Here is a 7,816-nt window from a genome sequence, read left to right on the forward strand (position 1 = left end):
ATTAATACCCCTTCTTGATTTGAGAAAGCTTAGTGGAGAGAATGGAGTCGGCCTTACCCGTCTTGAGCTGGGCGTCCTGAGCGAGCGAGCGCTTGGCAGAGACCTTCTTGCCGGCCATGAAGGCGAGATAAGCGGTGCGGGCGGCTTCGGGACGAACGCCCTTGATGCTCACACCCTCCTGCTCCAGCGCGGCCAAATAGACGCTTTCGGCAGAGTCGTAGGCATTGAAGCGGACGCGACCGAGCGTCTGAGCGCACTCATCCATTGCCGTAAAGCGTCGAGCGATGCGGCGTTCGACACGCTTAAGCGCGGCGTCCTGCCCCAGTGCGCGTTCTTCGCCTTCGGATTCATGCTCACGATCGAGCTTTTCAGGCTCGGTCTTTTCCTTTCGTTCGCCATAGCGCACACCCTCGGCAAACGCCTTCTGGAACTCTTCTGGCTCCTCGTCGTAGCCGCAGGCCTTCAGGCCGTCCTGGATGAGCTGAGCGCACTCGTCCTCATCTTCGGCAGGCTTTTCGGCCTCTTCACCGATGTTGATGTCCTCATCTTCGGCCTCGGCTTCGGCATAGGCGAGCCCCTTGAGCGCATCGGCAAAGCCTTCGGCATCCTCAGGCTTCATGCCCTTGGAAACCATTTCGGCGATGATTCGCTTGATGGCTGCGTCCTTGTCCTCGTCAGCGGCTTGCGCCTCTTCAGCGGGCTTGTCGACCACATTCCCCTCCTCGTCCTGCTCATGCAGGTCTTTGATCCCATCGGCGGCAGCGGCGATTGCGTCAGCAAGTGCCACCTCCTTCTTCTCGACGGCAGGATCGCCGTCAGCTGCGGCTACGGGAGCCGCGTTCTTTTCCGTCACGTCCATAGGTTGAGCCTCTCTTAAGTGACTGTCTTGCACCAACACATCGCGCCCCGCGCGGCCCTGCTCCACCAGCGCAACATGGTTGGCGGTAATGTCACGCATAACGAAGTCATAGTCTTCGCCGTCCGGCGTCTTGCCAGGGATGAAGTCAGGGGTATATCTGTACGAAAGAGACAACTCACGCATCGACCCATCGACGATGCGCTTGATTGCATCCTCAACAGTGAAGTGCAGCGAGTTGTCTAGGTATGGCGCTCTAAATGCGCCGTCTGTCCCAGTGGAGCCGACGCGCGTTTTGATCTGCGGCGCGTCTGCGTAGTCTGGATGATGGTTGAGCTGAATCGGGATGCCGTTCGTGCTCTCGATCGTCTCGGGCTTGCTCAGCTCCTCTGGCGGGCAGTATCCGCGATAGATCTTCTGCGGATCGAGCCTCAGACGCTCCCAGTCAGGCACCTCATGCCCGTAGTACGGTCGCACCTGCGCTTTGGTCAAGTGCGAGACGGTGACATGGAGGTTCCCGTTCTTGTCATACCTCCTCACGCTCTCGGCATCTAGGGCAAGTAAATAGCGGTCGTTGTTCATTTCAATATGTCCGATATATCTAGACGGAAAATGCATCGGCAAAACGGCAACAACCCGGGCGTTACGTTCTGGCCTACAGCCGGGTCGTAAAGCCCCTCGGAAAGGTCGAAGCGTTTGCCGTCCATTGCGAGATGCGTCTCGCGTGATGAATACCGCCCCGGGACGTGAACCCATACCGCGTGCTTGATGCCCAATGCCTCGGCGTTGCCGCGTTGGATGCCCTGACTGACTTTGATCGACTGATCAAGCGCAACTCGCTTGGCACGGGCCTCCGTGAAGCCCCTAGAGGCTTTCAGCACGCTTTCGATCTCTCCCAGACTCTGACCCTCGTAGAGGCCGCGTGTAATCGTCTCTCGCACTCTGGCGAGGTCATCCGCCTGCATTTTGGTGATGAGCCCCGTCATGCCGTCCACAAGCCCCGGCAACGCTTTTGCCGTGCTCGGCGCCATGTATCGATTCTTGACGATAGGGATCGTCCATTTTTCTTTGAGCAGAGTAGGAGTGATGCCCGCGCGTATCAGCGCACGCCGCTGGCTCGCTGTCACGTTTTGCGCCATTGCGCGGACAAACCATCCCGAGACGAGCTTTGCGCTTTCTCCCGCGTGAATCATCCACCGCGCCATTTTCTCGGTGAGACTCAGGTCAAGCTTTCGAGCGGCATCGGCGGGATTAGACGCTTTGAAAGCGCGTATCGCCTCATCTATGATCTTTTTCTCTTTGCGTCCCCACAGTGCGGCGTCCTGCGCAACCGTCTCGACAGGCTGCGTGAAGCAGCCCGAATCGATCAGGTTGCGCAGGAGCTCGGCCGTTGCCTCGCGCGTCTGTTTCTCAATGAGAGCAATCAGCCGCTTTTGCAAGGCCGCCTTGAGCCCGGCATTCGGCTCGATCGCGGGGATCGTCTTGATGCGTTTAGCCATTCAAGCCACCTAGGGACTGAAGCAGTTGCCGCGATTCGTCGGGCGGGTTCGATGCTGGAGCAGGCTCTGCCACTGCGGTCGTTGCCTGCTGAAGCGCGCCAAGCAAGCCCTCGATATCCTCAAGCTCCCCTTCGGGCACCTCGTCACTCAAAAAGCCCAAGTGCATCGCCGGCTCTTTCTTGACCGCTTCGCGCATTTCCTCTGCGCTGATTGCCTGAACTTGTGCAAGCGTTGCAAGAGCGCCTGCGCGCGTCTGAGCGGTCATGGCCGCGCTGGCTTCATCTTCCTTGCTCAATTCGTTGAAGTCGAAGGAGATATTCGAATTGATGCTCCCCATTTCGACTAGTTCAATTGCCTCTAAGCAAGTGTTAATTGCTTCGCGACGCAGCTCTTGCTTGGAACGAATGTAATCGTAGTAGTTACGAATATCGCTTTCGCCCGTTGCGTTGAAGCCGCTAGGACTGATGCCCAAGAGCTTCACGGCAGGCGTGCGGTTGATCGACGCAATCATCTCGAGCGACTGGCGCACGACGTCCGTACAGCCCGCGATTGACGTCTGCACGTTCATCACACTTTCGCCTTCCTTGTCGCAGACGAACACGGCGTTGTTATCGCGATAGCGCTGAAGCGCCTTCATACGGATGTCGAACAACCGCACCCCGTTAGGCGAGTTGAAGATGTCATCCGTGCTCGTCTGGAAAACGAGAAGCGAGACCTTGCGCACCAAGTCGGCCGTATAGACCCGGCACTGATTCCAGTGCATCACGTAGTCCCAGAGGATCTGAGCCTGCGGAATGCCAAGGAAGTTGTATGCCGGTCGCAGAAGCGTCGGCGGCGGATTGTCAAAAAGCCTAAGCAAGCGCGACTCATGCACCTTCGTTCCCAGCACCCAGAAGTAGCGGGGCTTGAGGTAGTCGGACTTGAGCGGGTCGATGGCGTTGTAGTCGCCCGGCGATACGTTCACAGGATCGACCACGACAAACCGGAGCTTCGTACCCGGCTGTAGCTCTGCGCTTTCGTTTGAGTAGCGCAGGGGCAACTCGGGATTTTCCGTGCCGGTGTCGACGTAGATAAAAGCCCCGCCCATGTATCCGGTTAGTGTTGCGGCCTCATGAAAGAGCGTGCGTAGGTGGTACTTCTTCTCTTGAAGTGTCTGAATCTCCTCAACAGCCTCCGCGTCATCGCCCGTGATCGTAATCCACTCGCGGGTAATATCATCCGCAACGGTCTGCACGCAAGCACGGATCATGCCGTTCTGCGCAATCTGCTGAAGCGCGCCGTAACCTACGAAAGAGGTCACTGGGTACTGCCCGAGCTCGTAGCCGTGCTGTTGAAGGCTGCGATGAATTGCGCCATAAAAGCCCGCGTCAGAAAGTGCCTCATCTTGCGCTAGGCGCTCTTTTTCAGACACCCCGAGAGTCACCGGAGGGGCGAAACGCTCCCTCACCTTCTCGACCGTCTCGAAGAGCTGAGTGGCTTGCGGCGGCGTGCGTAGCGTGCGGTCGATCTCCTCAAGCGCGGCGATGCGCTTTGCCTGCGCGAGGAGTTTGCCGTTAGGCGCTTGGGTTTTCGCCGTCTTTCTTTTCTTCTTGCTCACAATGCTTAATCTCCACTTTGCGCCATTCGCTCAGGAATCGGCGGAAAACGCGGCGCCTTGCGGCCTGCCACCGCACATGCCCGACCAAGTCGACAACGGCCTCAACTGCCTTTGCAATTGCGAATATGGCCACCGACGCGCCTATGGCATACAAGATGATCAAAGCGCCCCAAGCGCGTAACGTCAGTTCAGGTTGCATGAGTTGTGCCTACCGTCCAAGTAAGTAAGCTAGATTCGTCGGATCGATATGCAAGCCGCTGTGCTTATTTAGATCCGTCAATGCCTGGCTCATCGCGTCGATGGTGTCATCGTGAGCACCTGACGGAAATGCGAGGAGCTCAGGCACCAGATCGCGCTCGACCCACGGGAACCGCTCAGGTGGAGGCAAGTACACGTTCCCAGCCTCCCATAATGGCGTTACGGCCGACGCGCGCGCCTCCTTGCTTTCTTTTGGCGTGATCGGGATGATGCCCGACACTTTTTTCTTGAGCGTCGCGATGATCGCCGACCCGTTCGCTTTGTCTTCCACGAGCTTGCGAGTCACGCGCGGGTACTTGTTTGCCGCCGCGACGAACTGCTCGAGCGTCTTAACGAAGTCCCACTGACCGCGGAATTGGTCGATGAGATAGAAAGAGCTGCCCTTTCTGCCCCAAACCTGCCCGACAACGAAGTCGGACGCTTTCGAGTCTTTGAAAGTCATGTCCCACGAGATCACACTCGCATCGAAGCGCTCGGGCAAAGTGTCCCAATACTGCACCCAGTCACTCTTGAAAAGCCCGCCGCCTCGAGGCACCGGGCGTTGTTGGAACTGACCTGCGACAGCATAGCCACCCATGACCTTCTCCATTTCATCCACCTGAGTGGCGGTAAAGCGCTCGGGAAAGAGCAGCTCACCTTCTTTCTGGCGAGGGTCGGTGAAGCCGATGCAAGTCTTGCACCTGCGGCTTTCCTCAAAGCGCATCGGCAACATCAGGTGTTCGTACCCGAGTTCGCGGGCTAGGATGACGCCCGAGGTGTCGCGTTCATGCAAGCGCTGCATGATCACGATGATCGCGCTGTCTGAGTTGTTCACACGGGACGGGACGGCTTCTAGGAAGGTCGTCTCGACCGAGTGCAGCGCGGCCTCGGAAAACGCATCAGCGACGCTCAAAGGGTCGTCGATGATGATGCGGTCGCCTCGGCTACCCGTCAGGCTTCGGAAGGCCATGGACTCGCGAAAGCCCGTGGCGGTGTTCTCGAACTTCGTCTTCGCGTTCTGGTCGCCGCAGAGTTCGACGCCCCATCGCTCCTGATACCAGTCCGAGGAGATCAAGCGGCGGCACTTGAGGTTGTCTCGGATTGCGAGGTCTTCCTTATGCGCCGTCGTGAGGTAGCGCAGGGACGGCGAGCCGCCCGCGCCCCATTCCCATGCGGGGAAGAAAACGCCCGTAAGGAGCGACTTCATCATGCCCGGCGGGACGTTCATCAGAAGGCGCTTGATCTGTCCGCTGTGGACAGCTTCTAGGTGCTCGCACATCGCGTCGAGCGCCCAGCCCCATTTGATCGGAGTTGCAGGCTCGAGCACGTGCCATGCCATCTTGCAGAACTCAGACAGGCTGCGCCGCGCAATCTCCTGATCAAGTTCGATCAGTGTCGGCAGTCGAGTTGCCATAAAGCATTTCCTTTACCGCCTTAAGTTTGTCCAAATCAACACCGGAGAGGTCGGGCGTGGCGTCAACCTTGATTGCGCCGCCGTTCGCGCCCGACAATTCGTTGCGCGAGGTTTCCTTCCAGCCGCAACGGGCTTTCATGTAAAAGATGATGGAGGCCGTGTCGCCCCCTCGAATCTTTTCCATGAGCTTGCCGCCGACGAAAACGTTAGCCTTGGCCTTGCCTCTTTTTATCGCTTCCGCAAAATCCGCATATTCCTGTTTTCGGCGAGTCAGGGTGTCTTGGGAAATCCCAAGAGCAAAAGCGATTTCCTCCTCGCTGTCGCAGACTTGAGCGTATTCCTCAACCTTTCTCAAGTCGATTGGAATTTTTGTTCTAGCCATATGAATACTCTCGGAAGGTACGGGGCAGTTCCGATGTTCGCCGAGTTAAGACAATCCTTCAAACATGGTTGTAAAACTCTCGGTTACTGGGTCACCCCTCCGAGAGTTTTCAAATCAGCGAGTTGTAGGTTTTGCCGTCATCTCGAACGGCTTCAAGCCCCGTCATTTCCTGCCAACGTTTGATGATGACATCAACGTAAACGGGATCAAGTTCCATCAGGTACGCAATGCGCCCGGTCTGTTCTGCTGCGACAAGAGTTGTCCCTGAGCCGCCAAAGCTGTCCAAAACGCTGTCGCCTTTCTTCGTTGAGTTTTCCATCAAATAACGGAAAAGCTCCACAGGCTTCATCGTCGGATGCTCGCCGTTTCTCATCGGGCGATCACAGTCGATAACCGTCGTCTGGCTTCTGTCTGAGTACCACTCATGACTCGCGCCGTCTTTCCACCCATAAAGGCAGGGTTCGTGTTTCCACTGGTAGTCCTGGCGACCAAGAACAAAGGCGTTCTTGTTCCAGATCAGGCACTCGCGCACCTTCCAGCCAACGTCTCGGCAAGCGCCACGGAAGTTGTATCCCTCCGAGTCGGCGTGCCAGATGTAGAAAACGCCGCCCGGCTCAAGGACGGTGTCCGCCATTGAAAACGCATCAACGAGGAACTGCCTAAAGGCCCCATCCTCCATCGAATCGTTTTCAATCGTAAGAGCGTCTTTCGTCTTGCCTTCGTAGGCTACGTTGTAGGGAGGGTCCGTCAGGTAGAGGTTTACCCTACCCCCCCACAAGCTTAGAAATATCTGTGGCAGAGCATGAATCACCGCACATTACTCGGTGAACACCAAGCGTCCAAACGTCGCCGCGTTTCGATACAGGGTCTGGCTTAGGCTCAGGAATATCAGGCTCGTCGGAATCGTCAGAATCGTCAACGGTCAATAAGTCGTCAAGCTCTTCCGAAGAAAAGCCTATGTCGTCAAGTTCCACGCCTTCCAGTTTCAGCTCTTCGAGTTCGACCTTTAGCAGTTCGTCGTCCCAGCCCGCGTCCAATGCGAGCTTGTTGTCAGCGAGAATGTAGGCGCGTTTCTGTGTTTTGCTCAGTCCCGCCAATTCGATCACGGGGACTTCGCTCATGCCGAGCTTTCGTGCTGCCGCTAGGCGGCCATGTCCCGCGAGAATGCCGTTTGTGCCGTCAACAAGAATTGGGTTAGTCCAGCCAAATTCTTGGATCGATCCCGCAATGCGAGAAACTTGCTCATCGCTATGCGTTCGAGCGTTTCGGGCGTAGGGTATGAGGTCTGCGACCTTTCGGTATTCCACCTTGAGCCGCGTGGACGGCGTAATTTCGTTGCCCATCTCGACCTCCTCAAGTCGTTTGCTGGACGAAAAAAAACTCCCGTAGTTTCCTACGAGAGTTCGTGTGTTCTTTGTTTTTGGCGTTTACTTGGGAAACGTCAAGCCCAAGGCTTTCAGTCGTTCTTGCGTTTTGGGGCTTGTTGTCAAATCCTTGAGATTTGGCATAACTCGCTTTAAACAATCACTCGTTGCATCAGGCTTGGCGACGGCGGCAGCCTCCTCGGGCGTCAGCGCACCAGCGACCCCGACAGAAACAGCTATCAGTTTGCTTAACCATTCCTCTTTTGGTGCGCGACCTTTTTCAAGCTCTTCCAGACACGCTGTTGCGCCGTCTTGGAATTTTTTCACCATGTAAGGGACGGTCTGGCACTCGCTAAATCGAACGTTTCCGACGGGAGTGTCAGGATTTCTGTGTCTGGGGAGGTTATTCCAGGGGCAGCCCAACGAGGCTGCCCTTTGTATTTGAGATGCAGTATGCCAGACCTGAT

9 protein-coding genes are annotated in these 7,816 nt (G+C 56.7%); all 9 read right to left on the bottom strand.

Annotation, left to right across the window (positions count from 1 at the left end):
* Position 1: 1 nt before the first annotated feature.
* Entirely contained in the window at positions 2-1,438 is a 1,437-nt protein-coding gene (locus HMPREF9465_RS12725; RefSeq protein WP_005434642.1) for a DUF2213 domain-containing protein, read from the bottom strand.
* A complete protein-coding gene (locus HMPREF9465_RS04850; protein ID WP_005434643.1) occupies positions 1,435-2,355 on the bottom strand; it encodes a phage minor head protein in 921 nt (306 codons plus the stop codon). The genes HMPREF9465_RS12725 and HMPREF9465_RS04850 overlap by 4 nt, the downstream gene beginning before the upstream one ends.
* Positions 2,348-3,952 carry a DUF1073 domain-containing protein gene (locus HMPREF9465_RS04855; protein ID WP_005434645.1) on the bottom strand — a complete coding sequence of 535 codons (1,605 nt, stop codon included), beginning with the start codon at positions 3,950-3,952 and terminating at the stop codon, positions 2,348-2,350. The genes HMPREF9465_RS04850 and HMPREF9465_RS04855 overlap by 8 nt, the downstream gene beginning before the upstream one ends.
* Positions 3,909-4,151, bottom strand: coding sequence for a hypothetical protein (locus tag HMPREF9465_RS13375; protein ID WP_005434646.1), 243 nt, complete (start codon positions 4,149-4,151; stop codon positions 3,909-3,911). The genes HMPREF9465_RS04855 and HMPREF9465_RS13375 overlap by 44 nt, the downstream gene beginning before the upstream one ends.
* Positions 4,152-4,160: 9 nt before the next feature.
* A complete protein-coding gene (gene terL, locus HMPREF9465_RS04860) occupies positions 4,161-5,603 on the bottom strand; it encodes a phage terminase large subunit (protein ID WP_005434648.1) in 1,443 nt (480 codons plus the stop codon).
* Entirely contained in the window at positions 5,569-5,985 is a 417-nt protein-coding gene (locus HMPREF9465_RS04865) for a hypothetical protein (protein WP_005434650.1), read from the bottom strand. The genes terL and HMPREF9465_RS04865 overlap by 35 nt, the downstream gene beginning before the upstream one ends.
* Positions 5,986-6,094: 109 nt before the next feature.
* A complete protein-coding gene (locus HMPREF9465_RS14005; RefSeq protein ID WP_005434651.1) occupies positions 6,095-6,796 on the bottom strand; it encodes a DNA-methyltransferase in 702 nt (233 codons plus the stop codon).
* Positions 6,750-7,328: a ParB/Srx family N-terminal domain-containing protein gene (locus HMPREF9465_RS14010; protein WP_005434653.1), complete on the bottom strand. Its 579-nt coding sequence runs from the start codon at positions 7,326-7,328 to the stop codon at positions 6,750-6,752. The genes HMPREF9465_RS14005 and HMPREF9465_RS14010 overlap by 47 nt, the downstream gene beginning before the upstream one ends.
* A gap of 84 nt (positions 7,329-7,412) precedes the next feature.
* Positions 7,413-7,816, bottom strand: a 404-nt coding sequence (locus HMPREF9465_RS13135; RefSeq protein ID WP_231289346.1) for a hypothetical protein, incomplete at its 5' end; no start/stop codon positions are given.

Origin of the sequence: Sutterella wadsworthensis 2_1_59BFAA, from assembly GCF_000297775.1 — a bacterium.
In the GTDB taxonomy this organism is placed as follows: Bacteria; Pseudomonadota; Gammaproteobacteria; order Burkholderiales; family Burkholderiaceae_F; genus Sutterella; species Sutterella wadsworthensis_A.

What these genes read in the sequence shown, in the direction of transcription:
- HMPREF9465_RS12725 (WP_005434642.1), bottom strand. Translation starts at nt 1,438, where the DNA reads ATGAACAACGACCGCTATTTACTTGCCCTAGATGCCGAGAGCGTGAGG.
- HMPREF9465_RS04850 (WP_005434643.1), bottom strand. Translation starts at nt 2,355, where the DNA reads ATGGCTAAACGCATCAAGACGATCCCCGCGATCGAGCCGAATGCCGGG.
- HMPREF9465_RS13375 (WP_005434646.1), bottom strand. Translation starts at nt 4,151, where the DNA reads ATGCAACCTGAACTGACGTTACGCGCTTGGGGCGCTTTGATCATCTTG.
- terL (WP_005434648.1), bottom strand. Translation starts at nt 5,603, where the DNA reads ATGGCAACTCGACTGCCGACACTGATCGAACTTGATCAGGAGATTGCG.
- HMPREF9465_RS04865 (WP_005434650.1), bottom strand. Translation starts at nt 5,985, where the DNA reads ATGGCTAGAACAAAAATTCCAATCGACTTGAGAAAGGTTGAGGAATAC.
- HMPREF9465_RS14010 (WP_005434653.1), bottom strand. Translation starts at nt 7,328, where the DNA reads ATGGGCAACGAAATTACGCCGTCCACGCGGCTCAAGGTGGAATACCGA.